Raw genomic sequence first — 25,969 nt, 5'->3', positions numbered from 1 at the left:
CCCGCGCTGCACAAATCTCTTGACGAAAGCGGCCACTTCCTGTCCGAACAAGGGCAATGGACACACCCCAGTCTTTTCCTGAGCGGCTCACGGAAGGCTATCGCTCCTTCCTCGACGAACGTTTCTCCCGCGAGAAGAGCCGCTATGAGGAGCTCGCCGAAAGCGGCCAGACTCCCAAGATCATGCTGATCGGTTGCTGCGACTCGCGTGTCGCGCCCGAAACCATCTTCGATGCGCGCCCCGGCGAGATGTTCGTGGTGCGCAACGTCGCCAATCTGGTTCCGCCATTTTCGCCCGACGACCAGCTGCACGGCACCTCGGCCGCACTCGAATATGGCGTTCAGGCTCTGAAGGTCGAGCATATCGTCGTGATGGGCCATGGCCGCTGTGGCGGCATCCGGGCCTTTGCCGATGATGCGCAGGGGCCGCTGTCGCCCGGCGATTTCATCGGGAAATGGATCACGCTGATCAATCCTGCGGCGCAGCGCAGTGGCGGTCGCGGTCGCAACGAGGACCTGGAAACCTATGTCGAGCGCCTGGCGCTGGCCTCGATCCAGCAATCGCTCGCCAATCTGCGGACCTTTCCCTGCATCAGCATCCTCGAGGGCAAGGGCCGGCTGAAGTTGCATGGCGCCTATTTCGCCGTCGCGACGGGCGTTCTGATGGTGCTTGACCCCGCGACCGGACAGTTCGTTCCGGCCATTGGCGAGATGCCGAAAAAGGTGCAGACTATCCGCTGCAGCGAAGCCGAATGAGGGCGAAAATTTAGCTGCTCCGCCCCCCATGACGGCGGGCGCAGCTTGCGCTAGATTGTCGCTTCCCGGTCACTGATTTTTGAAGCTCGCATGTTCGATCGTCGTAAGCCTTCGGCTCCCGCTCCCTTCGTCACCCACGAAAATATCGAAGCCAAGATCAAGTGGTTCGACCCTGAGAAGGGCTTCGGATTCGCGTCTCCTGCCGACGGATCCGGCGACGTCTTCGTGCATGTCTCGTCCATCGGTCCGCTCGATCCGCAGGATCTGCAGCCGGGTGCGACGATCGTTGCCGATCTCGGCGAAGGCCGCCGTGGTCTTCAGGTCGTGGCCGTGCACGAGATCGACGCCTCGACCGCGACGCCCGCCGCCCCGCGCGGCGAGCGTGCCCCGCGCCCGTTCTCGCCGCGCCCGCCGCGTGACGATTTCGGCGGCGGTGGCTATGGCGGCGGCGGTGGTGGTTACGGTGGCGGCGGTTACGACCGCGGCGATCGCGGCGGCTACGGCGATCGCAACAGCGCCCCGATGGAAGGGCCCTATGACGGTGCCGTGAAGTTCTTCAACTCCGACCGCGGATTCGGCTTCATCGCGCCTGACAATGGCGGCCCGGATGTGTTCCTGCATGTCAGCTCGCTGAGCCGCAGCGGCCTGCAACCGCCGATGGACGGGCAGCGCGTGCGCTTCTCGATCCGGGCCGGCAAGAAGGGCCCGGAAGCTGCGAACGTCAGTTTCATCTGATTGGTGTTTTTGCACCGACCTGATCCAAGGCCCGCCGGTTTGGCGGGCCTTTTTGTTTCGTGGTCGGTGCGGGCGGTTCGGGCGCGAATTCGGGAGGCGCTTCCTTTGAAACGCGGTGCCGGTTTGGGTGGTGGTAGGCGGTCCTTGTCAAATTGGCGAGATCCAGAAGGCAAGCCCGACATAAGGGAGCCGAGATCACGATGAGTCTGATCGATAAAGTATCGACGGTTCTGCGAGAGGCAGCTGCAGAGGCGATCTTGCCGCGTTTTCGCAATCTGACCGCGCGTGACGTGGAGGAAAAGTCCCCGGGAGAACTCGTCACTGTTGCCGATCACCATGCCGAACGGTTGATCGGCGAGCAATTGCTGCTGCTGGATCCGTCCGCCAGGGTCGTGGGCGAGGAAGCCTGCGCAATGACGCCTGCATTGGCTGACACTCTCGATCGGGGCACCGTCTGGTTGATCGATCCGCTAGACGGCACCGGAAATTTCATTTCCGGCCGAGGACCATTTTCGATCATGCTCGCACTGCTACGCGAAGGCGAGGCCGTCGCAGCCTGGATGCTCGATCCGTTGTCGGATCAGCTTCCATGTCGCCGAACTGGGCAGCGGCGCCCAGATCAATGGCGTGCCCGTGGTCGCTGATGGGAAGTCGGATGCACTGCGGAGGGGCTCGATTTCCACTCGTTTCCTACCGCCTGACGTGCTTGAGGCCATCGAGCCGCGCTTGGATCGAGTGCCCTTGATCGTGCCCCCGCTGCTTTGCGCAGGGGCCGAATATCCTGCCATTGCCACCGGCGAGCGCGATTTCGCCGTCTTCTGGCGAACTCTGCCATGGGATCATCTGCCCGGAGCGTTGTTCTTGAGCGAGGCTGGCGGCCGCGTAGCGCGCTGGGATGGTTCACCCTATCGCGCTGGACAAGGCGGTCATGGCTTACTGGCAGCACGCACGCCCGATCATTGGCGAGCAACGCATATTGCGCTCTTCGATGGGCGCAATGATTGTTCACGGTCGAGTGAGTCTTGGTTACGAGCGCGCGACTAGACCCGTTCGAGCGCGCGATGCGGACGGTCAGGCAAGGTCAGGCCGATGGCATCGCCTGGGCGGATTTCGCCGCCCGCCAGAACGATCGCCATGATCCCGGATTTGCGAACGAGCTGCCCCTCGGAAACGCGCCCGAGGACAGCGGAGAGGAGCCCGGGACGGAACGCCTCGATCTGGGCGCAAGGGTTGCGCAGGCCGGTGATCTCGATGCAGGCCTTGTTGCCAAGCTGCAGGCGGGCACCGACAGGTAGCCCGAGTAGATCAATGCCGCGGGTGGTGACGTTCTCGCCGAGGTCGCCGGGCGCTAGGTCAAAGCCGGCCAGTTTCAGCTCGTCGAAGAGCTCGGCATGGATCAGATGAACCTGGCGCAGGTTCGGCTGCGAGGGGTCGATTGCGACGCGGGAGCGGTGCTTCACTGTGATGCCGCAATGCGCGTCCCCCTCGACGCCCAGGCCGGTCAGGAGCCGGATGGTGTCGCCGATGGGCTTGCTGAATGCATGTCCCGCATCCCGCCCGACCGAGACAACCTTCGCTGACATTCGCCTGCCTCCGCGAGGTCGCTTCGCAGGCTCTCTGGCACAGAGCGCATGGCTTGGCGAGTGGGGGAGCTATTTGGTCAAAATGAGCCGGTCGCGGGCGGTGACGCGCAGGCGATAGGCTTCGCCAAGATGCATCAGGATGACCTCGCGTCCAGCGCCGACCAATTGACGGACGTCGACGACCGGAACGTCCGATTGTCCGGGGAGGGGCGCTGTCTTTCCAGCGAGATCAGATGGCGGAACGGAACTCATCGCAGCGATCCAAGTCGATAATCTGCAGGAGGCAGACAAGATTCGGCGCTGATCTTCCGTAGAGCCTCAGTATTGAACGATAATCATTACAAACTACGTCGGTATCAGCCTATGAATTAGGTCGCTTCCGGCCACGTCGTCAAGACGGATGGTCTTGTTCCGACTTCGAGAAACCGCTTCCGCGCGAAAAAGCCGGACCTGCGGGGCAGGTCCGGCTTGCGACTGGTGTCGGAAAGCTTCGCGGATCAGTGATCCGCTTCGAGTCCGCCAATATGCTTCTGGGTGTAGAGTTCGATGCCGACGCGCTCGATGAGGTCGAGCTGGGTCTCGAGGAAGTCGATATGACCTTCCTCATCCTTCATCAGCGCCTTGAACAGGTCCTCGGATGGGTAGTCGCCGACCTCTCGGCAATATTTGGCCGCTTCCTGATAGAGTCCGCGCGCCTCGACCTCGGCCTTGAGATCGCACTCGATCACTTCCTTGACGTTCTCGCCGATGCGCAGCGCGTCAAGCGTCTGCAGATTGGGGAAGCCCTCGAGGAAGAGGATGCGGTCGACGAAACGGTCGGCATGGACCATCTCCTCGATCGATTCCTTCTTCCAAGTCTTGGCCATCTCCTTCAGCCCCCAATTGTCGAGCATCCGGTAGTGCAGCCAGTACTGATTGATCGCGGTCAGCTCGGAGCGGAGCCCCTTGTTGAGATACTCGATGACCTTCTTGTCACCCTTCATCACAGCTCTCCTCGGGCTCGCGTCACATTAGAATGATCCTAATGTAAAGCGACGATGTGGAGAATGAAAGGCAGAAGTCGACCTTGGGGAAGGAAATATCGACGAGCCGTCAGGCCGCGATCGTGTCTTCCTCGATCGCCAGTCCGTCCATCATCTGGGTGACGGAGACATGCACCGCGCATTCGACGTCGCGGCTGGCGCAGGAATGGCATTGGCTGGCGCAGGCGGCGCGGGCCTCGGCGAGAATAGCTCTGACGGCTCGGGCGCAACGTCCGCAGTCCGGGCTGCAGCCCAGACAGTCATAGGCCTCGCCAGCCGTCACAGGTCCACTGCCATCGGGGGCAATGGTTCCCTTGATCTGCCGGCAGGACAGGACGTTGCAGGAGCAGACGATCACGCGTGGTGCCCAGCCTCGGCTGCGACCCGCGTCTCGACCTCGGCGCCATCGGCATTGCGCAGGCGGACAATGACTTCCACGGACGAGATCACCATGCCTTCCGGGGCGACCGGCAGGCCGGAAACCTGGATTTCCGAGCCAGGAATGTCGACGACCGTTTCGTCGTCCTCGTTATAGAAGTGGTGATGCTCCGACACATTGGTGTCGAAGAAGGTCTTGGGGCCTGACACCGAAACCTGGCGGAGCAGGCCAGCTTCCGAGAATTGCCGCAGCGTGTTGTAGACGGTCGCGAGAGAGAGGGGCTCGCGGGCGCGCAGCGCCTCCTCATAGAGCATCTCGGCGCTGACGTGGCGGTCGCCCTTGGCGAAGAGCAACCAGCCCAGCGCCATGCGCTGCCTGGTTGGACGCAGGCCGGCATTGCGAAGCCGCGTTTTCACCGCGCTGATCGGGCAGGAAGCAGGGCTCTTCTGCGGCCACGGAATCTGTTCCGCGGCAGCACGGGCCTGGCTGGGATCCTTCACGGGCAAAACGCTCATCGGTACGCCTTCCACATCGCCGGCATGCCGGCCTTGTAGTTTAGAAAATATCTAAACTACTGATATCATTGCTATATTTGGCGGGACTCCGCGCGATTGTCAATCCGGAGCCGGCTGCGACACGGTGCACCAGGCTCTGTCAAGCCTAGTGTCCGGCCCCGGCAGGCGCTGCTTTTGGCGGCTTGCGCATGAACACGGCCAGCACGACCAGCCCCGCAAAGATCCAGGTCAGGCCGAGAAAGACATCGCCGAAGGCCATGACCAAAGCCTCGCGATGGGCGAGCTGGCTGATTTTGGCGAGCGCCATTGCCTCGGCATTGGCGCCATAGCCGGCGAAAAGCTGCATCATCTGGGCCAGCCGCTCTTCGGCGACCTGGCTGCCGACGGCGACGGCTTCGTGCAATCGGGTGATGTGCAGGTCGGTCCGGGTGTTGAGCAGCGTGTTGATCACGGCAAGGCCCACTGCGCCGCCAAGATTGCGCGTCAGATTGTAAAGGCCCGATGCGTTCTTGAGCTGCGCCGGCGGCAAGGTGCCGAGCGCAAGATTGTTGATCGGGACCATGCACAGCATCAGCGAGACACCGCGCAGGATCTGGGGCAGCAGCAATTCGTGGAAGTCCCAGTCCTTGGTGATGAAGGATGCGAGATAGGTGCCGGCGGCGAAGCCGGCGAAACCGATCATCATCATCACGCGGGGATCGAGCTTCTGCGACAACTTGCCGGCGACGGGCGCCGTCAGGAACATGCACAGGCCGGTGACGAACATCGTCTCGCCGATCATCAGCGCGTCGTAGCCGCGGATGCGGCCGAGATAGACGGGGTAGAGATAGGTCAGCCCGTAAAGGCCGATGCCCATCGTGAAGCTGAAGAGCGAGCCGAAGGCGAAGTTGCGGTTGGTGAAGGCGTAGAGATCGACGAGCGGATCCTCGCGCGTCAGCGCCCGCCAAAAGAACAGGACTGCGCCCACCAGCATCAGCGCAGTGAAGAACACGATCTCGTGGCTCTGGAACCAGTCGAGCCGCGTGCCTTCCTCCAGCACATATTCGAGGCTGCCAAGGAAGGCGGCCATGCCGGCGAGGCCGAGCCAGTCGAAGCGCTTGAGCAGGCCGGCCTGCGGCTTGTCGAAATCGATCAGCGTCCAGGCTGCTATGGTGACGCCGATGCCGGGGATGACGTTGACCAGGAAGAGCCAGTGCCAGGAGAAGGCATGGCTGAGATAGCCGCCGACCGTCGGGCCGATGGTTGGCGCGAGCGTCGCGACAAGCCCGATCAGCGGGGAGACGATCGGCCGCTTCGAGGCCGGGAAGATGGTGAAGGCAGCCGCAAAGACGCCGGGAATCATGCCGCCGCCGATGAAGCCCTGGACCGCGCGCCACAGGATCATCTCGTTGATCGAGGACGACATCGCGCACAGCACGCTCGAGATCGTGAAGCCGGCTGCGGCAATCGAGAAGAAGACGCGGGTCGACAGCGCCCGGCTGAGATAGCCGGAGAGCGGGATCATGATCACTTCGGCGATCAGATAGGCAGTCTGGACCCAGGCGATCTCGTCGGCGCTGGCGGACAGACCCGCCTGGATCTCGGCCAGCGACGCGGAGACGATCTGGATATCGAGGATCGCCATGAACATGCCGAAGACCATCGCCAGGAAGGCGAAGATCCGCCGCATCGGGATGGCGTCGGAGGCCGGTGGCGTGTCGGCTGTCAGTGTTGCAGTGGCCATGACGGCCTCGTCTTCCTGGCGCCCCGCACCATCACCCCACCCAAGCGGCATCGGCCGCGCAAAGCCGGGGGCAATCGGTGGGCGTTACGGCTGCATGGATTCCGGATCGTCGCTAAGCGCCATCCGGAATGGGTCTTGTGGTTCCGCTCAGGCCTGAGGGCGCGGGTCGATCTTCACCACGACCGACATGCCCGGGCGCAGCGCATGGCGCGCAATGGCTTCCGGGCTGAGCGAGATGCGCACCGGGACGCGCTGGACGATCTTGGTGAAATTGCCGGTGGCATTGTCGGGCGGCAGCAGCGAGAACACCGAACCCGTGCCGCCGGAAATGCCGCTGACGACGCCGTCAAAGACCTGATCGGGCAGGGCGTCGACGGTGACCCTTGCCTTGTCGCCGATCTTCAGGCCGCCGACCTGCGTCTCCTTGAAGTTGGCATCGATATAGACCTGCTCGAGCGGGACGATCGACATCAGCCGCTTGCCGGCGCTGACGAGGTCGCCAAGCTGGACATTGGTGTTGGCGATCAGTCCGTCGATCGGCGCTGCGATCCTGGTGAAGGACAGGTCGCGGGCGGCCTTGTCTTCGGCGACCTTCAGCTCGTCCATCTGGCGGGAGGCTTCGTTGCGCTGCGCCTCCAGCACCTTGATATTGGCTTCGGCCGCGGTGACGCCGGCCCCGGCACTGGCCAATGCCGCGCGGGCCCGGTCACGCGCTGCCGTTGCCGCATCGAGGGTCGCCTGCGATCCGTAGGACTTGGCGGCAAGGCTGTTGGCGCGATCGAAATCAGCCACGGTACGGACGATATCGGCCTGGGTTGAGTCGCGCTGCGCCTGGGCCTGGAGCAGGCTGGCACGGCCCGCCTCGATCTGGCTGTCGATGCGCAGCAGCGTCGCGGCTGCGGTGGCGCTCTTGGCGCGGGCACTTTCCAGTGCGATGCGCTGGTCCCCATCATCGAGGATGACGAGCGGCTCGCCTGCCTTGACCTGCTGGTTCTGCTTGACGGCGACGGTCGCGACATTGGCTGCGAGCTTGGCCGAGATCGTGGCCATCTCGGCGCCGACATAGGCGTCGTCAGTCGAAACGATGAAGCGGCCATTGCGCCACCAGTCGACGCCGAACCAGAGCCCGGTGCCGAGCGCGGCTGTCGCCAGCAGCATCATCCCCGCACGGCGCACCGTCTTGCCGCGCGGCCTGGCGGCGGCAGGGCTCTCGGCTTCTCGCGGAGCTGCCTCGTCGGCCTTGCGGGCCTGAGCGGGGAGCGGCGTGGTTTCGAGCGTGGGGTCGACCAGCTTCAGCCGGTCCCGACGCGACTCAGTCTTTGTCTCGGCGGACATGGGCGATCCTGATAATCACTGTTCGAACCGATCAGTTCGATTTCAGTTGAAGTAGCGCCGGTGATGGCGCATATCAAGTGAAATCGAACTGATCGGTTCGATTATTTTTGTGCGGCGCAATATGCCGGAACGAGTTGGGTCATGGACGAGGTTGTGAAGATCGCAGGAGTGCCGCCGCGTCGGAAGCGGCGTGCGGCGGGCGCAGATCCCGACAAACGTCGCCAGATCCTGGACGGAGCGCATGAGGTTTTTCTGACGCGCGGGTTCGACAATGCCAGCATGAGCGACATAGCCGCGGCTGCGAATGTCTCGAAGGGCACGCTCTACGTCTATTTCGAGGACAAGGAACATCTCTTCGTCGCCCTGATCGAACGCGAGCGCGAAGAACAGAAGCGCGGGATCTTCGAAGCGCTCGACGACGATCCCGATCTCGGTCATGCGCTAACGCATTTCGGCGAGCGGATCGTCCAGCTCCTGGTCTGCGACTTTGCGCTCAGCGCCCAGCGCATCGTCGTGGGCGTGGCGGAGCGCATGCCGGATCTCGGCCGTGAATTCTACGAGAACGGACCGTTGCAGGGCGCACGGCGCATCGCCGGCTATCTCGACCGCAAGGTCGCGGAGGGACAGCTGGAGATCGACGATACGGCGCTGGCAGCAGTGCAGTTCGTCGATCTGTGCCAGTCCACAGTGCTGCGCCCGCGCCTGTTCAATGCGGTGCGCGAGCGACCCTCCGATGCCGAAATCTCCCGCGTCGTCGCCTCGGCGGTCGCGATGTTCCTGGCGCGATACGGCAAGCGATAGTCCGCTTACAGGGCTCGCGCCCGCATGCGCTCGCGATGGGCGGTGTAGAGGCCGGAGGCGGCGATGATCACGGAGCCCAGCAAGGTGAAGAGATCGGGCAGGACCGAGAACAGGAAGAAGCCGAAGACCGAGGCCCAGAGCAATTGCACATAGGAGAACGGCGCGAGCAGCGAGGCGTCGGCATGGCGGAAGGCGATGATCACGAACCAGTGCCCGATGGTCGACGCGACGCCGATGAAGATGCCGATGGCGATCGCCTCCGCCGTCAGTGGCTGCCAGCCGAGGGGCTGCAGCACGGTCAGCAGCAGGAAGCCGACCACCGCCGACCAGGTCAGCGTCGTCACCGGATCCTCCGTCGTGCTCATCATGCGCGTAACGATCAGGGCAAAGGCCCAGGTCGCGGCTGAAAGCGCTGGCAAAAGCGACGCGGCGTGGAAGTTGGCGCCTCCGGGCCTGACGATGATCAGGACGCCGGCCAGGCCGACCAGGGTCGCGGTCCAGCGCCGCCAGCCCACCTTCTCGCCAAGCATCGGGATCGACAAGGCCGTGACGAAGAGCGGCGCAATGAAGCTTGTCGCGGTGGCATCGGCGATTGGCAGGTATCGCAGCGACGAGACGAAGATGATGGAGGAGAGGGTGACCGCGACGCCCCTCAGCAACTGCATGTGCAGGCGCTTCGGCCGCAGGCGTGCTGCGCCGCCCCGCAGGGCCACCGCCAACATGATCGCCGCAAAGGCGGCATAGCGCAGCCAGGTGATCTGTAGCGCCGGCATCGTCGCCGCGAGATATTTCGAAGCGACGTCGGCGCTGGACAGGAAGATGCTGGCAAGCAGCATCAATCCGATGCCGCGCAGCGCGGCGTCGCGACGTTGCGGCACGGGAGGGACGGCCTCGGCATGCGCGGGCAAAGCCGGTACCGGAGCTTTTGAAGGGTGGGGAGAGGACAAGGCGACGCCGGAACTGGAGAGTGGAACGACGCTAGCAGGATTTGCCTGCGGCGGGCGCGCAAACTCGGAACAGCGCCCATGCGCCTGGGCCCGTTCATGAAAAAGGCGGGCTTGCGCCCGCCTTCGTAGAGCGTTCCGAGCTGTCGGTATCAGGCCGCCTTCTTGCGCGGCTGGATCAGCTTGCGGTTGATCAGCACCTCGGCGATCTGCACGGCGTTCAGGGCTGCGCCCTTGCGGAGATTGTCCGAGACGCACCAGAAGGCGAGACCGTTCTCGACCGTATTGTCCTCACGGATGCGCGAAACATAAGTCGCGTCCTCGCCGGCCGCCTCGTGCGGGGTGATGTAGCCGCCGGGCTCGTGCTTATCGATAACGAGGATGCCGGGCGCGGTGCGGAGCACCTCGCGCGCCTCGTCGGCGGTGATCGGCTTCTCGCACTCGATATTGACGCTCTCGGAATGGCCGATGAAGACCGGCACGCGCACGCAGGTGGCGGTCAGCTTGATCTTCGGATCCAGGATCTTCTTGGTCTCCGCCATCATCTTCCACTCTTCCTTGGTGAAGCCGTCCTCCATGAAGACGTCGATCTGCGGGATGAGGTTGAAGGAGATGCGCTTGGGAAACTTCTTGGTGACGACGTCACCGGCCGAGAACACGGCGCGCGTCTGGTTGAAGAGCTCGTCCATGCCTTCCTTGCCGGCGCCCGAGACCGACTGATAGGTCGAGACGACGACGCGCTTGACGCCGAAGCGGTCATGCAGCGGCTTCAGGGCCACGACGAGCTGCGCGGTCGAGCAGTTCGGGTTGGCGATGATGTTCATCTTGGAGAAGCCGGCGGCCGCTGCGGCATTCACCTCCGGCACGATCAGCGGCACGTCGGGATGCATGCGCCAGGCTGAGGAATTGTCGATGACGACGCAACCCTGGCTGCCGATCTTCGGCGACCATTGCTTCGAGACCTCGCCCCCGGCCGACATCAAGCAGATATCGGTGTCGGAAAAATCATAGTGATCGAGCGCCTTCACCTTCAGCGTCTTGTCGCCGAAGGAGACCTCGGTGCCGATCGAGCGCGAGGAGGCAAGCGCCACGACCTCGCTTACCGGGAAAGCCCGCTCGGCAAGGATGTCGAACATTTCGCGACCCACATTGCCTGTGGCGCCGACAACCGCGACCTTGAAGCTCATGCTGCTGTTCCTTTTGGAAGTAACCGGTTCTGTCTCCCCCGGGAGATGGCCGATCCGCCTGGCCTTTATGGCGGGTTCGGCCTTAGCCCCCGCCGGGGGGGAGGGCCCGGAACCGAGGCGAAGCGTCAGCGCGACGTCCGGAGCGTGCCGGTCGTCGTTTTGGTCGTGCGTTTCGTCGTCAGGGCGACAATCACAGAGCCAAATCCCATAGGGCTGATAGCATTCGCGGTCGCGCTCGAGTGGATACTCGCCTCGCGATGCCCATCCACAACACCCGCGGCGATAAAAAGTCAATCGGTCTCGGCAGCCAAGCGCGTCAGGGCGGGATTAACCCTGCCTCCTAACCAGCGATTCACGACGATCGCGGTTCGCCGGCCGCCGGTAACCCGATACTGACTGCGATGCCTTCAGCTTCGCCCGCGGGTGGGGACAGGCTGCCGGCGCGCAGGCGCAGGCAGTAAGCGGGGTCTTGTCGTGTCGCGTGAGTTCGCAGCGTTACTGGTCAATGGCTTTCGCCGGCTCGGCTCGGGCTGCCGGGAGCTCGGCGCGGCGGCCGCGCATCGTGCCTTGCCGGTCGCGGATGGCGTGAAGGGCAAGCTCGGCGGTTCCGATCCCATAGGCGCCCTGATCAGCATCGTGGACCATGTCGAGGCTGCGGTGCGAACGATCCTCCGGTGGCTGCGCGCGGCCATCCGCCATCGCGGCCTCGGCCTGACCGGCGGTCTGGCCTGGCGCGGCCTGGCTGCTGTTGCCGGTATCGGGATGGCGGCTGCGCTCGTCACGGGACTTTCGGGCGATGGCGGCGAGATGCAGATCGCCAGCCTTGCGGAGCAACCGGCTGCGGAGATTCGGCCCGTTCGGGATGTGCGCCAGGAGCCACGTCTCCTTGCCTCCCGACATGAAGACTGGGTCAGGATCGCGCGGCCGATCGCCATGTTTGGCCTCGATTCACCGGAGTTGGAGCGCCAGGCCCCAGTCTATGAGGCGAGCCGGAGCCAGGACGGAACGAAGCGCGAGGATGTGTTGAGCTTTGGGGCTCTCACCGAGGCCAAGCCGCATCTGCTGCTGCGTCTCGTCGTTGACCATGGCGATGATCATTTGACGCAGCCTTTCATCATCGCGCTCGTGCGTGAGGCTGCTGCCCGTGGCATGTCCGTGCAGCGCAGCGGCGCGCCAACGAGGCTCACCACCAAATTCGGCTTCGTCGAAGCCACGGACGTAACCCTGAGCGATGGTGCGACTGAACGTGCCTGCATCGGCTTCCGCCACCGTGGCGGCGACACCCCGCTCAGCTTGAGCGGCTGGTGGTGCGGCGGGGGCGCGCGGCCGGCCGATCGTCAGCAACTGGCCTGCCTGGTCGACGGGCTCGCCCTGCTCGGTGCCGGCGAGGATCATGCGCTGCGCAGCCTCTTTGCCGCAGCTGAACGCAACCGCGACGGCGCCTGCTCACCGCCGCGCCCATCCGCGGCCGGTCGCAAGGCATCATCGCTCGACGCCGACGGCACGGTGCCGAGCCACAAGGCGGCCTTGAAAAGGTGAGGGGGCGGCCGTTGAAATCGGCTGCCCGAGCGTTATCTCAGAGCTATGGGGCAGTAAAAGCGTTAACCGCGGCGGGATAGATTTGGCGCTATCAATCGCCGTCTTACTTCCCCTTGGTCATCGCCTCAGGAGACCCTCGCCATGAATTCCTTCAAGCGTCTCGCCGCCGGTCTCGGCATTTCGCTCGTGGCGTTGACCGCGGTCGCTTCGGTGGCCGAGGCGCAGCAGCCGCGCAAGCCGTTGCGCGTGATCGTGCAGAAGCGCAGCTATCTCGATCCCGGCAATGTCGTGCCGGTCGGCTCGCTGAACCGATACGCCACTCAGCAGCTCATCTCACCCCCGGTCTATTCCAATGTCGCTGAGCTCTACGGCGATAGCACCTTGCCGCCGCGCATCGGCGCCGGTGTGAACCCGTTCAGGAACACGTTTTCGACGCCGGGCTTCTGAGCCGACCGGGCAGAGACGAGAAAGGCCCGCCGGATCGGCGGGCCTTTTTGTTTGGTGCGTGCTGCCTTGCTTCAGGCGGTGCAACGGGGTCCGCAGACCCTCGGGCCGGTGCGAGGCGTCCCGAGGATGGTAGGCGTCAGCGGACCAGAATGTTGCGGAACTGCCAGGGATCGCTGGTGTCGATATCCTCCGGGAAGAAGCCCGGGCGGCCCTGCAGCGGCGTCCAGTCGGTATAGGTCCCGACCACCGGGCCGAGATAGGGCAACTGCACTTCCAGGCAGCGACGGAAATCGAGCTCATCGGATTCGACGATGCCGGCCTTCGGGTTCTCCAGCGCCCAGACCATGCCGGCAAGCACGGCGGAGGTCACCTGCAGGCCCGTTGCGTTCTGATAAGGCGCAATCCGGCGGGTCTCTTCAACGGAGAGCTGCGAGCCGAACCAGTAGGCGTTCTTGGCGTGGCCATAGAGCAGCACGCCGAGTTCGTCGATGCCATCGACGATCTCGTTCTCCTCGAGGATGTGCTGCTTCTCCTGCACCTTGCCGGCGCTACCGAACATCTCATGCAACGAAAGCACGGCGTCATTGGCGGGGTGATAAGCATAGTGGCAGGTCGGGCGATAGGCCGGGTTGCCGGCCTCGTCGCGCACCGTGAAGTAATCGGAGAGCGAGATCGCCTCGTTATGCGTCACCAGGAAGCCGTATTGCGGGCCGGGCGTCGGGCACCAGCTGCGCACGCGCGTCTCGGCCCCGGCCTGAAGCAGATAGATCGCCGACTGGCATCCAACCTCGTGCGTGCGGCCGTTCTCGGGCATCCAGCGCTCATGCGTGCCCCAGCCGAGCTCCGCCGGCTGCTGCCCTTCCGAGACGAAACCCTCGACCGACCAGGTGTTGACGAAGACGTCGCGCGGCTTGGGATGCCTGGCACGCTGGGTGTCGCGCTCGGCGATATGGATGCCCTTGACGCCAACCTGCTGCATCAGGGTGCCCCATTCGGCGCGGTTCTTCGGCTCGGGGGTCTGCAGGCCGAGATCGGCCGCGATGTTGAGCAGGCCCTGCTTCACGAACCATGAGACCATGCCGGGATTGGCGCCGCAGCAGGAGACCGCCGTCGTGGTGCCGGCCGGACGCGCGCGCTTGGCAGCCATCGTGGCTTCGCGCAGCGCATAGTTCGAGCGGGCCTCGGGACCCTTGCTGTGGTCGAAATAGAAGCCGAGCCAAGGCTCGTTGACGGTGTCGATATAGAGCGCGCCGAGCTCGGAGCAGAATTGCATGATATCGAGCGAGCCGGTGTCGACCGACAGGTTGACGCAGAAGCCCTGGCCACCGCCTTCGGTGAGAAGGGGCTGCAGCAGGCTCTTGTAGTTCTCGGGGGTCACCGCTTCCTGGATGAAGCGGATGCCGCGCTCGTCGAGGAGGGCACGGTTGGTGTCATGCGGGTCGATGACGACGAAGCGGCTGCGGTCGTATTCGAAATGCCGCTCGATCAACGGCAGTGTTCCGCGTCCGATGGAGCCGAATCCGATCATTACGATCGGTCCGGTGATGGTGCCGTGGACGGGCCAATGAGTCATGATGTTTCCTTGGTTGGGGTGAGCGGGGGAGATCTTTCGCGGGCTCGTATGGAGAGCGGCCGCGCTCGTCAATCCGGAACGCCATTTTTGCGCCGCCAGGGTCGATTCCGACCCCGACGACGCTGAAGACAACCCGGTGCGGATGACGCCGCGGTGACGCTCGCGATCAGGCTGCGAGCGCCGCGGCAGGCAGGGGCTCGATCAGGCGCCCCGTTGCGGACAGGACGCCGGCGGCGCCCGCGAGTGCGCCGGGGCGCAGTTCGAGGCCGAGGAAGCGCTCGCGCTCGACCGGGCCGGGCATGGCAAGATCGCGCATCGGCTCGGCCGAGAAGCCAAACCGAGCGTAATAGGGCGCATCGCCGACCAGCAGCACCGTGCGGTGGCCACGGCAGGCGGCGCGCCAGATCGCCTCGCGCATCATCGTCTTGCCGAGCCCTTCGCCCTGCAGGTCCGGGGAGACGGCGAGCGGCCCGAGCAGCAGTGCATCATGGCCGCCGGCATCGATGTTCCAGAGCCTGACGGTCGCCACGACTGCGCCGTCGCGCTCGGCGACCAGCGCCAGCCCGGCGGCCGGCAGCCGGCCTTCGCGCAGGCGTTCGCTGGTCTTGGCGAAACGGCGCTCGCCGAAGCAGCGGTCGAGCAGGGCCTCGCGGGCCTGGATGTCGGACGCGGTTTCCTCGCGGATCGTGATCATGACGCACCTCCGGCCGGAGCGTCTGCGCAAGAGCGCAGACCTTCCCGGCGCCGCGCGCGAACGCGGCCAAACAGATTGATTTGGGGGGTGGCTCCGGCCGGTGCCGGAGCCAGGACGTCAGATGACGTATTGCTTCAGCGGCGGGAAGCCGTTGAAGGCGACGGCCGAATAGGTCGTCGTATAAGCACCGGTGCCCTCGATCAGCACGCGATCGCCGATCTCCAGGCTGAACGGCAGCATGTACGGGGTCTTCTCGTACATGACGTCGACCGAGTCGCAGGTCGGGCCGGCCAGGACGCTGGGCACGGTCGCGTCACCGTCCCGCGGAGTGCGGATCGGATAGCGGATCGCCTCGTCCATGGTCTCGGCGAGACCGCTGAACTTGCCGATATCGAGATAGACCCAGCGAACCTGATCGTCCTCGCTCTTCTTCGAGACAAGCACGACCTCGGCCTCGATCATGCCGGCTTCGCCGACCATGCCGCGGCCCGGCTCGATGATCGTCTCCGGAAGCTGGTTGCCGAAATGCTTCGACAGTGCCCGGAAGATCGCATCGCCATAGGCCGGAACGCCCGGGATCGGACGCAGGTAACGCGCCGGGAAGCCTCCGCCGAGATTGACCATCGACAGCGACATGCCACGGGTGGCGCATTCCTTGAACACCGCCGAAGCCGAGGCCAGGGCGGAATCCCAAGCGTTCACATTCGCCTGCTGCGAGCCGACATGGAACGAGATGCCATAGGCGCCCAAGCCAAGACGGTGGCCATGCTCAAGTACGTCCGCGGCCATTTCGGGCACGCAGCCGAACTTGCGCGAGAGCGGCCAGTCGGCGCCGGCGCCGTCGCAGAGGATGCGGCAGAAAATGCGCGCGTCCTTGACCGCGGTGAGGGCGGCGGAACGGGCGATCTTGTCGACCTCGGCCACGCAGTCGACGGCGAACAGGCGCACGCCGAGCTCCATGGCGCGCGCGACATCGCGCTCCTTCTTGATCGTGTTGCCATAGGAGATGCGGTCAGCGGTGGCGCCAGCTGCGAGAGCGAGCTCGATCTCGACGACCGAGGCGCAATCGAAGCAGGAGCCGAGCTTGGCCAGCAGGGCAAGCACCTCCGGCGCCGGGTTCGCCTTCACGGCGTAGAAGACGCGCGTGTCGGGAAGGGCCCGGGAGAAGGCACGATAATTCTCGCGCACGACATCGAGATCGATGACGACGCAGGGACCGTCTTCACGGCGGTTACGCAGAAATTCACGGATGCGCTCGGTCATCGGCGCGACTCCCCTACGGCGCAAGCGGCGCCGATACGACGTATCGCCGGGTGAGTCGTTCGCAGGTCACGGCGCGATGGAGACGCCGAGAACAGCGGACGAAACGTCCGGACCCGAAACACCGTCGATTGGGGAATCCCCGCACGGCCGGCAATGAAGGACAAGCCTCTTCGGTGTTGACCTGTGGAAAGCCAACGAGACCAAAAAAGCCCGCTCCGTCGTTGCTTTAAGCTGCGTCCCCCGTGGAGATTCGGGGTTTGCCGGTTTCGCCTCCGGCTGCTGGTCGCTGTTCGGGAGCGGTTCTCTTACGAAAACCGGGAGCGTGATTTGAGGGGATATCCATCCCCCTCCATCCGTTTCCCATCCCTGGCGGCTGTCCGGCCTCTTGTCCGAATGCCCACCGACCAGCACGCGGCCACAGGCACGTGCGAATTGGGTAAGCCGCATATACGAACTGCGGTCCCCCTCTACAAGTTCTTTTTGACCTCGGGGTTCGGATTTTTCGCCGAACGCGCGAGTGAGAAGCGCTCCGGCCGTGGCAGCCGGGGCGCGACAGGGCCCTTTTAGGTCGATCGACGGCGCTTCTAGGCCCGTTTTTCGCAAAAGCGGATGCGGTTCCCGAACGGGTCCGGCACCTCGAGCGTGCGCCCGCCCGGACCGCTTTCCTGGATGCCGGGTTTCGAGAACGGATAGTGCTTGCCGATCAGTTCGGCGCGATAGGCGTCCACGCCCTGCATCCAGACGAAGACGGTCGAGCCCGGACTGGCGTCGCCATGATGCTCGGAGAGGTGAAGCTGCAGGCCCGAGCGTGAAACCTGCATATAGATCGGGAATTCAGGTCCGTAGCGGTGGTCCCAATCCATGCTGAAGCCGAGGAAGCCGAGATAGAACTCCCTGGCTTTCTCCAGGTCGAAGATGCGGAGGATCGGGATACCCATATTGAGGGTCACGCCTGTTGGCGCGGTGCTGGCGGCCGGGCTGGCTTCTGCCTCGCCGATTTTCGCGGCGAGGATGTTCCAGTCGTCATAGCCGAACTGCCGGGCGACGATTTCGAGGGCCTGGGCATGTGAAAGCGGTGTCTGCGGGGCCACGGCCTCGCGCAGGGCCTTGGCCATCAGTTTCGCATCGCGATAGGTGCGCATGGTCACAATCCTTCTCGATGGTGGACGAAGCGGCCAGGGCTCGCGTTGCTGGAAGCGTCCACCGGATCGATCGGGATCGGGACGGAAGCGGGATGTATTCACCATGCCCTGCGAGGGCGCGAGCGGCGGGCTGCATCCGGCCCGGGCCGAAGGGTAGAAAACAGGACGATCGGCTGTCAACATCATGCATGCCGGAGATGCGCCGCCGCTGCGCCCTAGACCGGCCCCATTTCATCGCCTAAGTCGTTGGCGAGATGCGTCTTCGGGCGCAAACGCGACGGGGCTTCCTCGAATCATGACCGTATCCAATCGCCGCCAGATCCTGGCCGGCCTTTCCGCCGCCTTGAGCTTTTCCGTGGCGCCCGCCGCGCTGCTCGCGCAGCAGCCTGAGACGCAGCCGGCTCCGACCCCGACCCCACCGCAGCCGCGCTTCGGCTTCGAGGATGTGGTGCGCCGGGCCCGCGAGATCGCGGCCGCGCCCTATGAGCCCGGTCCTACCCTGCCGGAACCGTTGTCGCGTCTCGATTTCGACGCCTGGCGCGATATCCGCTTCCGCCCCGAGCGGGCGCTGCTGGCGCAGACCGGTTCGGGTTTCCGGATGCAGATGTTCCACCCCGGCTTCCTGTTCACGCGCCCGGTGACCGTGAACATCGTGCGCGACGGCGTACCGACACCGGTGCCTTATTCGTCGAATTTGTTCGACTATGGCCGGATCAAGTTCGAGAAGCCGCTGCCGGTCAATCTCGGCTTTGCCGGCTTTCGCCTGCATTACCCGCTCAACGATCCGCGCGTTTTCGACGAGCTGATCTCCTTCATCGGTGCCAGCTATTTCCGGGTGCTCGGCCGCGAGCAGCGTTACGGGCTTTCGGCGCGCGGTCTTGCCATCGGTGCCGGCGTGCCCGGAGGCGAGGAGTTCCCTGTCTTCCGCGAGTTCTGGGTGGAGGCGCCGAGCGCGGGCGCCGAGCGCGTCACGGTCTATGCGCTTCTCGATTCAGCCTCGGTATCGGGCGCCTACCAGTTCCATATCTATCCGGATGTCGACAGCGTGGTCGATATCAGCGTCGCGCTGTTCCCGCGCAAGGCGATCGAAAGGCTCGGCCTCGCGCCGCTGACCTCGATGTTCTTCACCGGCGAGAACGACCGGCGCTTCCATGACGATTTCCGGACGGAGCTGCACGATTCCGACGGCCTGATGGTGCACTCGCGCACGGGCGAATGGATCTGGCGGCCTTTGCGCAATCCGCGGCAGCAGGCGGTTTCCACCTTCGTCGAAAGCAATGTGCGCGGCTTCGGACTTATGCAGCGCGACCGTGTCTTCGAGCACTATCAGGATCTCGATCTGAGCTACGAGCTCAGACCGTCCTACTGGATCGAACCCCAGGGCGACTGGGGCGAGGGCGTGGTGGAGCTGATCGAGCTTCCGACCGGCGACGAGACCAATGACAATATCGTCGCGCTCTGGGTACCCAAGGCTGCGCTCGAGGCCGGCCGCGAGTTCCGCTTCGGCTACAAGCTGACCGCGCTGCTCGACTCGAGCGACCTTCACCCCGGCGGCCGCGTGATCAACACCTACCAGGCCAAGCCGAAGGCGCTCGGCTCGGGCGAGCCCGTCACCGATGGCGCGCGCCGCTTCATCGTCGATTTTGCCGGCGGCGATCTCGCCTATCACCTGAAGCAGCCGGAGAAGGTCGAGATCGTGCCTTCGATCGCCTATGGCCGGATCAACCGTGCCTTCATCGTGCCCAACCCGAAGACCGAAGGCTTCCGCGCCTTCATCGACATCGTCGTCGAGCCCGGGCAACTCGCCGAGATGCGTGCCTTCCTGAAGAGCGGCGACAAGACGCTGACGGAGACCTGGAGCTACCCCTGGCGCGCCGAGGCCTGATCGCTCGGATCAGGCTGCTGCGGCCACGACCTCGATCTCGACCTTGAACTCGGGCAGCGTGAAGCCGGAGACGATCATCAGGGTCGAGGCCGGAGGTGGCGTGCCGACATGGGCGTCACGCGATTCCATATAGGGCTTCATATGCGCCCGGTCGGTGACATAGGCATTGATCCGCACGATATCGGCGAGCGTCATGCCGGCTTCGCCGAGGATCTTGGCGATGTTGGCGAAGCAGAGATCAGCCTGCGCCCGCGCATCTTCGGGAATGCTGCCATCGGCCGTGATGCCGAGCTGCCCGGAGCAGAAGACGAGGCGCTGCCCGCCGGGCAGTTCGGCTCCATGGCTGTAGCGGGCGAAGGGCGGGCGGATCGATGGCGGGTTGAGCGGCTTCATGCTGGTTCTCCAAGGCTGCCGGACTATGCCGCGCCGGGCGCCCAAGAACCAAATGCCCCGTGGCGGAGTTGATCAGTTCCGGTATTTGGGGGATTGAGGCGCTCATGCCACGTTCATTGCGCAGGCCTAGGCTTGCGAATCAGCTGAGCCAACGAGACGGGAATAGGCACCGCATGACGACCGTGACCGCGACACGATATCGCTTCTTCAAGGCCGCCTGCCTGCTGCCCTTCCTTGCGCTCACGGCCTGCGCGGGATCGCAGCGTTTCAACGGGCCGGGACCCGGTTTTTCCGGGGGGCCCAGCTACGGCCAGCCTCAGCTGCAATCTGCTCCGCCGATCAGTTCTGCTCCCGTGACGTCGCAGCCCTTGCCGCCGCCGGGCGGATATCCGGCCGCCTCCGCGCCCGGAGCCCTGCCGCCGCCGCAGGATCCGTTCTACGATCCCAATGCTGGCCAGCCGCAACCGCAGCAGAGCGCGCCGCCGGTCGCGGGGGCAACCGAGGTTCCGCAACTCAGAGGCGGCGGCGGCCAGGTCGCGACGCTCGGTCAGGGCTCGGCCCCCGCCCGCAGCGCGGGATCGTCGCGTGACAGCGTTATTGGGAGCTGGACCGCCCGCGAGGCGACGGGCAGCTCCTGCCGGATCCAGCTGTCGAGCACGCCGGCCCTGGATCTCTACCGCGCCAATGCGGCGGGCTGCGCCAATCGCGACCTGCAGAAGGTCAATGCCTGGGACTATCGCGATGGCGAGGTCTATCTCTACCAGCCCGGAGGCACGGTGGTTGCGCGGTTGCGTGCCGGCGATAGCGGCAGCATGAACGGCGCCGTGACCAAATCCGGCGCCGCACTCTCGCTCAACCGCTGATGCGGGCCCGATTGTCGCGCCTCATGGGCGCGACGACGATCTCGCGAAGAAGGCCGGGCGCCAGAACCGGCGTTGCAGCGACAGCGCCAGAGTGGCAAAGCCCTTGGCGTTGTCGAAGGCCTCGTCGAGGACGGTGAAGGGCGTCGGGCCGCCAGTGGCGATCGTCCCCTCGACATCGTTGTAGCCGCCAATCAGCTCGGCCTCGAACTTGCGAGCCAGCCGGCGCATGGCGGCGTTCTCGGGCAGGCAGGTCATATAAAGCGTGCGAATGCCGCGATTGCGCGAGGCCGTGATCAGCCGCGTGAACAGCGTTTCGCCGATGCCTTGCCGACGCCAGGCCTTCTCGACGCTGAACGCGGCTTCTCCCGTCTGGGTGACGATGTCTTCCAGGCCGCGCAGTTCGGCCGCACCGCGGACGTGACCGTCTTCGATATAGGCATAGACCAGACCGCCGACTCCGAAGGTGGTCTCAGCGTAATTGACGAGAAAATCGTCGTTGACCGCCGTGCCAAAGCGCTCGCGACGCGTGAGCACGTCCAAGCGCAGCAGATGATCGATGAAGAGGGCGCGCTCCGTAGGCCAGAGCCTGCGAATTTCACCCTGGCCGGACATTGCGCCGGCCTTTGTCGAACGAGCCAATTGTCTTCTCCTGTCACAGCGCCATATCGCGCTACCGTCCAGGAGGCGTTCGTCCCTAGAGCTCGGGTCGGAAGATGCGCCCCCAATCTGGGAATGCAAGAGGCGAAGCTGTGGCAAATTTGGGCGGGAGGGCGGATATTTCGCTCAATCTGCCCCGATCTGCGGCCCATGCCTAAGCGAGCATCAGCCAGCAGGCTTGCGGTCGCGCCGAGCCTGGCTTAACTCGGGCAGCCGATGCTGTCCCGCCCGCAGGCCATGCCCGCCACCATCTCCGAACGCTATGTCGCCATGGTCGAGGCCGGCGTCATCGAGCGCGATGCGGCGCAATTCGCCGTGGTGAAGCGGCTCGAGGCGCTGTCGGAGACGCTCGCCTCACGCCAACTGGCCAGAAAGAGCAGTGCGCTCGGCTGGCTGTTCGGCAAGCGGCAGGCGTCGGCCAATGGCATCAAGGGCCTCTACATCTGGGGTTCGGTCGGCCGCGGCAAGACCATGCTGATGGACATGTTCTACGACTCGGCGCCGGTCGCGGCCCGTCGGCGCGTGCATTTCCATTCCTTCCTGGCCGATGTCCATGCCCGCATCCACGCCTACCGCCAGCGCCTGAAGGCGGGCGAGGTCAAGGAGCCCGACCCGATCGGTCCCGTCGCAGCCGAGCTCGCCGAAGAGGCGACGCTGCTCTGCTTCGACGAATTCACCGTCACCGATATCGCCGATGCGATGATCCTGGGGCGCTTGTTCACGGCGCTCTTCGCAGCCGGGGTGGTGGTGGTCGCAACCTCGAATGTCGAGCCCTCGCGTCTCTATGAGGGCGGGCTCAACCGAGCGCTGTTCCTGCCCTTTATCGCATTGCTGACCGAGAAGGTCGATGTGCTGCGTCTCGATGCCCGCACCGATTTCCGGCTGGAGAAGCTTGGCGGCGCACCGACCTATCATGTGCCTGCCGATGCGACGGCCAGGGCCGCGCTCGACAAGGCGTTTCTGACGCTGAGCGGGGTCGCCCATGGGCAGCCGGTCGTCCTGTCGGTCAAGGGGCATGAGCTGCGCGTGCCGGAAGCCGCCGGCGGCGTTGCGCGCGCCGGTTTCAAGGATCTCTGCGCCCAGGCCTATGGCGCCTCGGACTATCTCGAGATGGCGGAGCGCTTCCATACGCTGCTGATCGAAGACATTCCGGTGATGGACGAGACGCAGCGCAACGAGGCGAAGCGCTTCATCATCCTGATCGACACGCTCTATGAGCTCCATGTGAAGCTGATCGCGTCGGCGCAGGCCGAGCCGCACGAACTCTACATCGCCACCAGCGGTCGCGAGGCATTCGAGTTCGACCGCACGGTTTCGCGGCTGATCGAGATGCGCTCCGGCGATTACCTGGCCTTGCCGCATGGTCGTGCCGATTCCGCCGCCAGCGGCGACACGACCGGCCTGGTCGAGACCTGAGAAGCGTCGCCGCATGCCGACGCGCGAGCCGAGCGAGACCCGCATTCTCACCGTCGCCAGCGAGCATCTGCGCTTATACGGGCTGAAGCGCTTCACCGTCGTGGCGGTCGCCGAAGAAGCCGGCATGACCCATGCCAATGTCTATCGCTATTTCCCGTCGCGGGCTGCGCTCGTCGACGCCGTCGTCGATGTCTGGCTCAAGGCGACGGAGCGCAGCCTCGCCGACATTGCCGACGGACCAGACCCCGCCCATGACAAGCTGGAACGGCTGATCCTGGCTCTGGCCAAGGCCAATCGCGACCTGCTGCTGGAGGACCGGCATCTGTTCACCGCGTTGTCGCAGGCTGTCGCCGGGCGTCATGCGATCAGCCGCCGCAACCGCACCCGGGTCAGGGCGCTGTTCGAGCGGGTCATCGATGAGGGCATCGGCTCGGGCGCCTTCGAGCCGCGCGATCGCGACAGGGCGATCGCCTTCGTCATCGACGCCACGCATCGCTTCATTCACCCTGCCGCTCTGGCCCTCGATGCGGATGTGCCGCAGGCTTCGGTAGACCTTCGGTTGGCGACGCTGATCAGGGTCATCCTGCGCGTGCTGGCGACGGGCATCGTCTGAAAATCAGGTTACAAATTACATTTCCTGTAATTCGTCATTGACGGTTTCGTTGCCTTATTCGCGCCTCGCGCGAGGCGCGCATTGCGCAAGACATTGATTTGACGGCGAGAAAGGTGAAGGCTGTTTTCCAGGGCGCGCGCCCTCCCGCCCGACCGTGATCGCCACAAGACGACTTGCAGCAAAAGGCCTGTTTGGGCCAAAGAAACCCACGGTTTCGCCGGGTCCCCGGCATCTCGCAGCGCAAGCACAAGGACTAGGCTATGGCCCGCAAGAAGATCGCCCTCATCGGCGCCGGCCAGATCGGCGGCACGCTCGCCCATCTCGCCGGGCTCAAGGAACTCGGCGACGTCGTGCTGTTCGACATCGCCGAAGGCATCCCGCAGGGCAAAGGCCTCGACATTGCCGAGTCGTCCCCGGTCGACGGCTTCGACGCCGCCTACAAGGGCACCCAGTCCTATGAGGACATCAAGGGCGCCGATGTCGTCATCGTCACCGCTGGCGTGCCGCGCAAGCCCGGCATGAGCCGCGACGACCTGATCGGCATCAACCTCAAGGTGATGAAGTCGGTCGGCGAAGGCATCAAGCAATATGCGCCGAAGGCCTTCGTGATCTGCATCACCAACCCGCTCGACGCAATGGTCTGGGCCCTGCAGAAGTTCTCGGGCCTGAAGCCCAACATGATCTGCGGCATGGCCGGCGTGCTCGACTCGGCCCGTTTCCGCCATTTCCTGGCGGAAGAGTTCCAGGTTTCGGTCAAGGACGTCTCGGCCTTCGTGCTCGGCGGCCATGGCGACGACATGGTGCCGCTGGTGCGCTATTCCGGCGTCGCCGGCATCCCGCTGCCGGATCTCGTCAAGATGAAGTGGACGACGCAGGAGCGTCTGGACGCCATCGTCGAGCGCACCCGCAAGGGCGGCGGCGAGATCGTCAACCTGCTCAAGACCGGTTCGGCCTTCTACGCTCCGGCGGCCTCTGCCATCGCGATGGCCGAGAGCTACCTCAAGGACCAGAAGCGCGTCCTGCCGGCCGCCGCCGCGCTGAAGGGCCAGTACGGCGTGCGCGACATGTTCGTCGGCGTTCCCGTGGTCATCGGCGCCAAGGGCGTCGAGAAGGTCGTGAAGATCCGTCTCAACAAGGCGGAGCAGGAAATGCTCTCGAAGTCGGTGGCTTCGGTGCAGGGCCTGATCGACGCCTGCAAGTCCATCGATTCGTCATTGGCGTGAGATAGAGCGAGGGGCGTGCGGCAGTCCCGCTGCCGCACGCCCTTCCATACGCCCTCGCCAGCGCACGCAAGGAATTCGAGCACATGAACATCCACGAATATCAAGGCAAGGCGGTCCTCAAGGAGTACGGCGCGCCCGTCTCCGCCGGCTTCCCGGCCCTTACGGTGGCGGAAGCCGTCGAGGCCGCCAAGAAGCTCCCGGGCCCGCTCTATGTCGTGAAGAGCCAGATCCATGCGGGTGGTCGCGGCAAGGGCAAGTTCAAGGAACTGCCGGCCGACGCGAAGGGTGGCGTGCGTCTCGCCAAGTCGATCGAAGAGGTCGAGTCCCATGCCAAGGAAATGCTCGGCAACACGCTGGTGACGGCGCAGACCGGCCCCGCCGGCAAGCAGGTCAACCGCCTCTATATCGAGGACGGCTCGGACATCGAGAAGGAATTCTACCTTTCGGCCCTGGTCGACCGCGAGACCTCGCGCGTTGCCTTTGTGGTCTCGACCGAAGGCGGCATGGACATCGAGGCTGTCGCCCACGACACGCCCGAGAAGATCCTGACCTTCTCGGTCGATCCCGCGACCGGCATCATGCCGCATCACGGCCGCACCGTTGCTAAGACGCTGGGCCTCACCGGCGACCTCGCCAAGCAGGCCGAGAAGGTCATCGCCCAGATCTATGCCGCCTTCGTCGGCAAGGACATGGCGATGCTCGAGATCAACCCGCTGATCGTGACGACGCAGGGCCAGCTCAAGTGCCTCGACGCCAAGGTCTCGTTCGATTCCAACTCGCTCTATCGTCACCCCGAGGTGATGACGCTGCGCGATGAGACGGAAGAGGATGCCAAGGAGATCGAGGCGTCCAAATATGACCTCGCCTATATCGCGCTCGACGGCACGATCGGCTGCATGGTCAACGGCGCGGGCCTGGCCATGGCGACGCTCGACATCATCAAGCTCTACGGCGAGGAGCCCGCGAACTTCCTCGATGTCGGCGGCGGCGCCTCGGAAGAGAAGGTCACTGCCGCCTTCAAGATCATCACTGCCGATCCGCAGGTGAAGGGCATCCTGGTCAACATCTTCGGCGGCATCATGAAGTGCGACGTCATCGCGCGTGGCGTCATCGCCGCGGTGAAGGCGGTCGGCCTCCAGGTCCCGCTGGTGGTGCGCCTCGAGGGCACGAATGTCGAGGAAGGCAAGGAGATCATCCGGACCTCCGGCCTCAATGTCATCCCGGCGGACGATCTAGACGATGCGGCACAGAAGATCGTCGCTGCGGTCAAGAAGGCTTGAGG

General features: G+C 64.7%; 28 protein-coding genes. 13 read left to right on the top strand and 15 right to left on the bottom strand.

Going from position 1 to position 25,969, the window contains the following annotated elements; genetic code table 11:
- The first annotated feature begins 56 nt into the window (after positions 1-56).
- From AB4099_RS28740 to AB4099_RS28725, 4 genes are all read left to right on the top strand, one after another.
- Positions 57-755, top strand: a complete 699-nt coding sequence (locus AB4099_RS28740; protein ID WP_113517175.1) for a carbonic anhydrase — start codon at positions 57-59, stop codon at positions 753-755.
- Between the two features lie 90 nt (positions 756-845).
- Positions 846-1,490, top strand: a complete 645-nt coding sequence (locus AB4099_RS28735; protein WP_113517174.1) for a cold-shock protein — start codon at positions 846-848, stop codon at positions 1,488-1,490.
- Between the two features lie 200 nt (positions 1,491-1,690).
- Positions 1,691-2,134 (top strand): inositol monophosphatase family protein, encoded by a 444-nt coding sequence (locus tag AB4099_RS28730; protein ID WP_441480611.1) that lies wholly within the window; start codon positions 1,691-1,693, stop codon positions 2,132-2,134.
- Positions 2,118-2,534: an inositol monophosphatase family protein gene (locus AB4099_RS28725; RefSeq protein ID WP_441480610.1), complete on the top strand. Its 417-nt coding sequence runs from the start codon at positions 2,118-2,120 to the stop codon at positions 2,532-2,534. Before AB4099_RS28730 ends, AB4099_RS28725 begins: the two co-directional genes overlap by 17 nt.
- Here the strand turns inward: AB4099_RS28725 and AB4099_RS28720 are convergent.
- From AB4099_RS28720 to AB4099_RS28690, 7 genes are all read right to left on the bottom strand, one after another.
- Positions 2,531-3,073: an MOSC domain-containing protein gene (locus tag AB4099_RS28720; protein WP_441480609.1), complete on the bottom strand. Its 543-nt coding sequence runs from the start codon at positions 3,071-3,073 to the stop codon at positions 2,531-2,533. The genes AB4099_RS28725 and AB4099_RS28720 overlap by 4 nt on opposite strands.
- Positions 3,074-3,142: 69 nt before the next feature.
- Complete coding sequence (hemP, locus tag AB4099_RS28715) at positions 3,143-3,325, bottom strand: hemin uptake protein HemP (RefSeq protein WP_441480608.1); 183 nt, start codon at positions 3,323-3,325, stop codon at positions 3,143-3,145.
- 245 nt (positions 3,326-3,570) lie between these two features.
- Positions 3,571-4,056: a bacterioferritin gene (bfr, locus tag AB4099_RS28710; protein ID WP_113517171.1), complete on the bottom strand. Its 486-nt coding sequence runs from the start codon at positions 4,054-4,056 to the stop codon at positions 3,571-3,573.
- Positions 4,057-4,165: 109 nt separating this feature from the next.
- The gene (locus AB4099_RS28705; protein ID WP_113517170.1) at positions 4,166-4,453 is read right to left on the bottom strand and encodes a (2Fe-2S)-binding protein; all 288 of its coding nucleotides are present in this window, start codon (positions 4,451-4,453) and stop codon (positions 4,166-4,168) included.
- The gene (gene irrA, locus AB4099_RS28700) at positions 4,450-4,989 is read right to left on the bottom strand and encodes an iron response transcriptional regulator IrrA (protein ID WP_113517169.1); all 540 of its coding nucleotides are present in this window, start codon (positions 4,987-4,989) and stop codon (positions 4,450-4,452) included. Before irrA ends, AB4099_RS28705 begins: the two co-directional genes overlap by 4 nt.
- 145 nt (positions 4,990-5,134) lie before the next feature.
- Complete coding sequence (locus AB4099_RS28695) at positions 5,135-6,712, bottom strand: DHA2 family efflux MFS transporter permease subunit (protein WP_441480607.1); 1,578 nt, start codon at positions 6,710-6,712, stop codon at positions 5,135-5,137.
- Positions 6,713-6,859: 147 nt separating this feature from the next.
- Positions 6,860-8,047, bottom strand: a complete 1,188-nt coding sequence (locus AB4099_RS28690) for an HlyD family secretion protein (RefSeq protein ID WP_441480606.1) — start codon at positions 8,045-8,047, stop codon at positions 6,860-6,862.
- Positions 8,048-8,188: 141 nt separating this feature from the next.
- Between AB4099_RS28690 and AB4099_RS28685 the strand changes: the two genes are divergently transcribed.
- Positions 8,189-8,848, top strand: coding sequence for a TetR/AcrR family transcriptional regulator (locus AB4099_RS28685; RefSeq protein ID WP_113517166.1), 660 nt, complete (start codon positions 8,189-8,191; stop codon positions 8,846-8,848).
- A gap of 5 nt (positions 8,849-8,853) precedes the next feature.
- Here the strand turns inward: AB4099_RS28685 and AB4099_RS28680 are convergent, their stop codons facing one another.
- Together AB4099_RS28680 and AB4099_RS28675 are read right to left on the bottom strand one after the other, a co-directional pair.
- Positions 8,854-9,726 carry a DMT family transporter gene (locus AB4099_RS28680; protein WP_441480605.1) on the bottom strand — a complete coding sequence of 291 codons (873 nt, stop codon included), beginning with the start codon at positions 9,724-9,726 and terminating at the stop codon, positions 8,854-8,856.
- A 218-nt stretch (positions 9,727-9,944) separates the two neighbouring features.
- Positions 9,945-10,979 carry an aspartate-semialdehyde dehydrogenase gene (locus AB4099_RS28675; RefSeq protein ID WP_113517165.1) on the bottom strand — a complete coding sequence of 345 codons (1,035 nt, stop codon included), beginning with the start codon at positions 10,977-10,979 and terminating at the stop codon, positions 9,945-9,947.
- 474 nt (positions 10,980-11,453) lie between these two features.
- On the opposite strand from AB4099_RS28675, the gene AB4099_RS28670 reads away from it, so the two are divergent.
- On the top strand, positions 11,454-12,518 hold the full coding sequence (locus AB4099_RS28670; protein ID WP_441480604.1) for a hypothetical protein: 1,065 nt from the start codon (positions 11,454-11,456) through the stop codon (positions 12,516-12,518).
- 141 nt (positions 12,519-12,659) lie between these two features.
- A complete protein-coding gene (locus AB4099_RS28665) occupies positions 12,660-12,965 on the top strand; it encodes a hypothetical protein (protein ID WP_441480603.1) in 306 nt (101 codons plus the stop codon).
- 136 nt (positions 12,966-13,101) lie between these two features.
- On the opposite strand, the gene AB4099_RS28660 is transcribed toward AB4099_RS28665, so the two are convergent.
- From AB4099_RS28660 to AB4099_RS28645, 4 genes are all read right to left on the bottom strand, one after another.
- Entirely contained in the window at positions 13,102-14,538 is a 1,437-nt protein-coding gene (locus AB4099_RS28660) for a homospermidine synthase (RefSeq protein WP_441480602.1), read from the bottom strand.
- 166 nt (positions 14,539-14,704) lie between these two features.
- A complete protein-coding gene (locus tag AB4099_RS28655; RefSeq protein WP_441480601.1) occupies positions 14,705-15,232 on the bottom strand; it encodes a GNAT family N-acetyltransferase in 528 nt (175 codons plus the stop codon).
- A gap of 117 nt (positions 15,233-15,349) precedes the next feature.
- Positions 15,350-16,495 carry a type III PLP-dependent enzyme gene (locus AB4099_RS28650; RefSeq protein ID WP_069878757.1) on the bottom strand — a complete coding sequence of 382 codons (1,146 nt, stop codon included), beginning with the start codon at positions 16,493-16,495 and terminating at the stop codon, positions 15,350-15,352.
- 584 nt (positions 16,496-17,079) lie between these two features.
- Positions 17,080-17,637 carry a glyoxalase superfamily protein gene (locus AB4099_RS28645; protein ID WP_113517160.1) on the bottom strand — a complete coding sequence of 186 codons (558 nt, stop codon included), beginning with the start codon at positions 17,635-17,637 and terminating at the stop codon, positions 17,080-17,082.
- 295 nt (positions 17,638-17,932) lie between these two features.
- On the opposite strand from AB4099_RS28645, the gene AB4099_RS28640 reads away from it, so the two are divergent.
- Positions 17,933-19,522, top strand: a complete 1,590-nt coding sequence (locus AB4099_RS28640) for an OpgD/OpgG family glucan biosynthesis protein (RefSeq protein WP_441480600.1) — start codon at positions 17,933-17,935, stop codon at positions 19,520-19,522.
- A 9-nt stretch (positions 19,523-19,531) separates the two neighbouring features.
- On the opposite strand, the gene AB4099_RS28635 is transcribed toward AB4099_RS28640, so the two are convergent.
- Complete coding sequence (locus AB4099_RS28635; RefSeq protein ID WP_113517158.1) at positions 19,532-19,915, bottom strand: RidA family protein; 384 nt, start codon at positions 19,913-19,915, stop codon at positions 19,532-19,534.
- Positions 19,916-20,088: 173 nt separating this feature from the next.
- On the opposite strand from AB4099_RS28635, the gene AB4099_RS28630 reads away from it, so the two are divergent.
- Complete coding sequence (locus AB4099_RS28630) at positions 20,089-20,778, top strand: AprI/Inh family metalloprotease inhibitor (RefSeq protein ID WP_441480599.1); 690 nt, start codon at positions 20,089-20,091, stop codon at positions 20,776-20,778.
- Between the two features lie 21 nt (positions 20,779-20,799).
- Here AB4099_RS28630 and AB4099_RS28625 read toward each other — a convergent pair whose 3' ends face one another.
- Complete coding sequence (locus AB4099_RS28625) at positions 20,800-21,417, bottom strand: GNAT family N-acetyltransferase (RefSeq protein WP_162768313.1); 618 nt, start codon at positions 21,415-21,417, stop codon at positions 20,800-20,802.
- Positions 21,418-21,651: 234 nt separating this feature from the next.
- Between AB4099_RS28625 and zapE the strand changes: the two genes are divergently transcribed.
- From zapE to sucC, 4 genes are all read left to right on the top strand, one after another.
- Positions 21,652-22,851, top strand: a complete 1,200-nt coding sequence (zapE, locus tag AB4099_RS28620) for a cell division protein ZapE (RefSeq protein ID WP_441480598.1) — start codon at positions 21,652-21,654, stop codon at positions 22,849-22,851.
- A gap of 13 nt (positions 22,852-22,864) precedes the next feature.
- Positions 22,865-23,464: a TetR/AcrR family transcriptional regulator gene (locus AB4099_RS28615; RefSeq protein WP_113517155.1), complete on the top strand. Its 600-nt coding sequence runs from the start codon at positions 22,865-22,867 to the stop codon at positions 23,462-23,464.
- 260 nt (positions 23,465-23,724) lie between these two features.
- Positions 23,725-24,687, top strand: a complete 963-nt coding sequence (gene mdh / locus AB4099_RS28610; protein ID WP_113517154.1) for a malate dehydrogenase — start codon at positions 23,725-23,727, stop codon at positions 24,685-24,687.
- Positions 24,688-24,770: 83 nt separating this feature from the next.
- A complete protein-coding gene (sucC, locus tag AB4099_RS28605) occupies positions 24,771-25,967 on the top strand; it encodes an ADP-forming succinate--CoA ligase subunit beta (RefSeq protein ID WP_113517153.1) in 1,197 nt (398 codons plus the stop codon).
- Positions 25,968-25,969: the final 2 nt, after the last annotated feature.

It is taken from the genome of Allobosea sp. 2KB_26, assembly GCF_052115715.1.
GTDB lineage: Bacteria > Pseudomonadota > Alphaproteobacteria > Rhizobiales > Beijerinckiaceae > Allobosea.
Note: the sequence above shows the minus strand (reverse complement) of the source record. Positions and strands in the feature narration are given on the sequence as shown.

Bases quoted from the DNA above. Each gene is read 5' to 3' on its own strand.
- AB4099_RS28615 (WP_113517155.1), top strand. From the start codon at position 22,865: ATGCCGACGCGCGAGCCGAGCGAGACCCGCATTCTCACCGTCGCCAGC.
- AB4099_RS28720 (WP_441480609.1), bottom strand. From the start codon at position 3,073: ATGTCAGCGAAGGTTGTCTCGGTCGGGCGGGATGCGGGACATGCATTC.
- AB4099_RS28735 (WP_113517174.1), top strand. From the start codon at position 846: ATGTTCGATCGTCGTAAGCCTTCGGCTCCCGCTCCCTTCGTCACCCAC.
- AB4099_RS28695 (WP_441480607.1), bottom strand. From the start codon at position 6,712: ATGGCCACTGCAACACTGACAGCCGACACGCCACCGGCCTCCGACGCC.
- zapE (WP_441480598.1), top strand. From the start codon at position 21,652: ATGCTGTCCCGCCCGCAGGCCATGCCCGCCACCATCTCCGAACGCTAT.
- AB4099_RS28630 (WP_441480599.1), top strand. From the start codon at position 20,089: ATGACGACCGTGACCGCGACACGATATCGCTTCTTCAAGGCCGCCTGC.
- AB4099_RS28665 (WP_441480603.1), top strand. From the start codon at position 12,660: ATGAATTCCTTCAAGCGTCTCGCCGCCGGTCTCGGCATTTCGCTCGTG.
- AB4099_RS28690 (WP_441480606.1), bottom strand. From the start codon at position 8,047: ATGTCCGCCGAGACAAAGACTGAGTCGCGTCGGGACCGGCTGAAGCTG.
- AB4099_RS28660 (WP_441480602.1), bottom strand. From the start codon at position 14,538: ATGACTCATTGGCCCGTCCACGGCACCATCACCGGACCGATCGTAATG.
- AB4099_RS28740 (WP_113517175.1), top strand. From the start codon at position 57: ATGGACACACCCCAGTCTTTTCCTGAGCGGCTCACGGAAGGCTATCGC.
- hemP (WP_441480608.1), bottom strand. From the start codon at position 3,325: ATGAGTTCCGTTCCGCCATCTGATCTCGCTGGAAAGACAGCGCCCCTC.
- AB4099_RS28655 (WP_441480601.1), bottom strand. From the start codon at position 15,232: ATGATCACGATCCGCGAGGAAACCGCGTCCGACATCCAGGCCCGCGAG.
- AB4099_RS28685 (WP_113517166.1), top strand. From the start codon at position 8,189: ATGGACGAGGTTGTGAAGATCGCAGGAGTGCCGCCGCGTCGGAAGCGG.
- AB4099_RS28650 (WP_069878757.1), bottom strand. From the start codon at position 16,495: ATGACCGAGCGCATCCGTGAATTTCTGCGTAACCGCCGTGAAGACGGT.
- AB4099_RS28675 (WP_113517165.1), bottom strand. From the start codon at position 10,979: ATGAGCTTCAAGGTCGCGGTTGTCGGCGCCACAGGCAATGTGGGTCGC.
- AB4099_RS28645 (WP_113517160.1), bottom strand. From the start codon at position 17,637: ATGCGCACCTATCGCGATGCGAAACTGATGGCCAAGGCCCTGCGCGAG.
- sucC (WP_113517153.1), top strand. From the start codon at position 24,771: ATGAACATCCACGAATATCAAGGCAAGGCGGTCCTCAAGGAGTACGGC.
- AB4099_RS28640 (WP_441480600.1), top strand. From the start codon at position 17,933: ATGACCGTATCCAATCGCCGCCAGATCCTGGCCGGCCTTTCCGCCGCC.
- AB4099_RS28635 (WP_113517158.1), bottom strand. From the start codon at position 19,915: ATGAAGCCGCTCAACCCGCCATCGATCCGCCCGCCCTTCGCCCGCTAC.
- irrA (WP_113517169.1), bottom strand. From the start codon at position 4,989: ATGAGCGTTTTGCCCGTGAAGGATCCCAGCCAGGCCCGTGCTGCCGCG.
- mdh (WP_113517154.1), top strand. From the start codon at position 23,725: ATGGCCCGCAAGAAGATCGCCCTCATCGGCGCCGGCCAGATCGGCGGC.
- AB4099_RS28730 (WP_441480611.1), top strand. From the start codon at position 1,691: ATGAGTCTGATCGATAAAGTATCGACGGTTCTGCGAGAGGCAGCTGCA.
- bfr (WP_113517171.1), bottom strand. From the start codon at position 4,056: ATGAAGGGTGACAAGAAGGTCATCGAGTATCTCAACAAGGGGCTCCGC.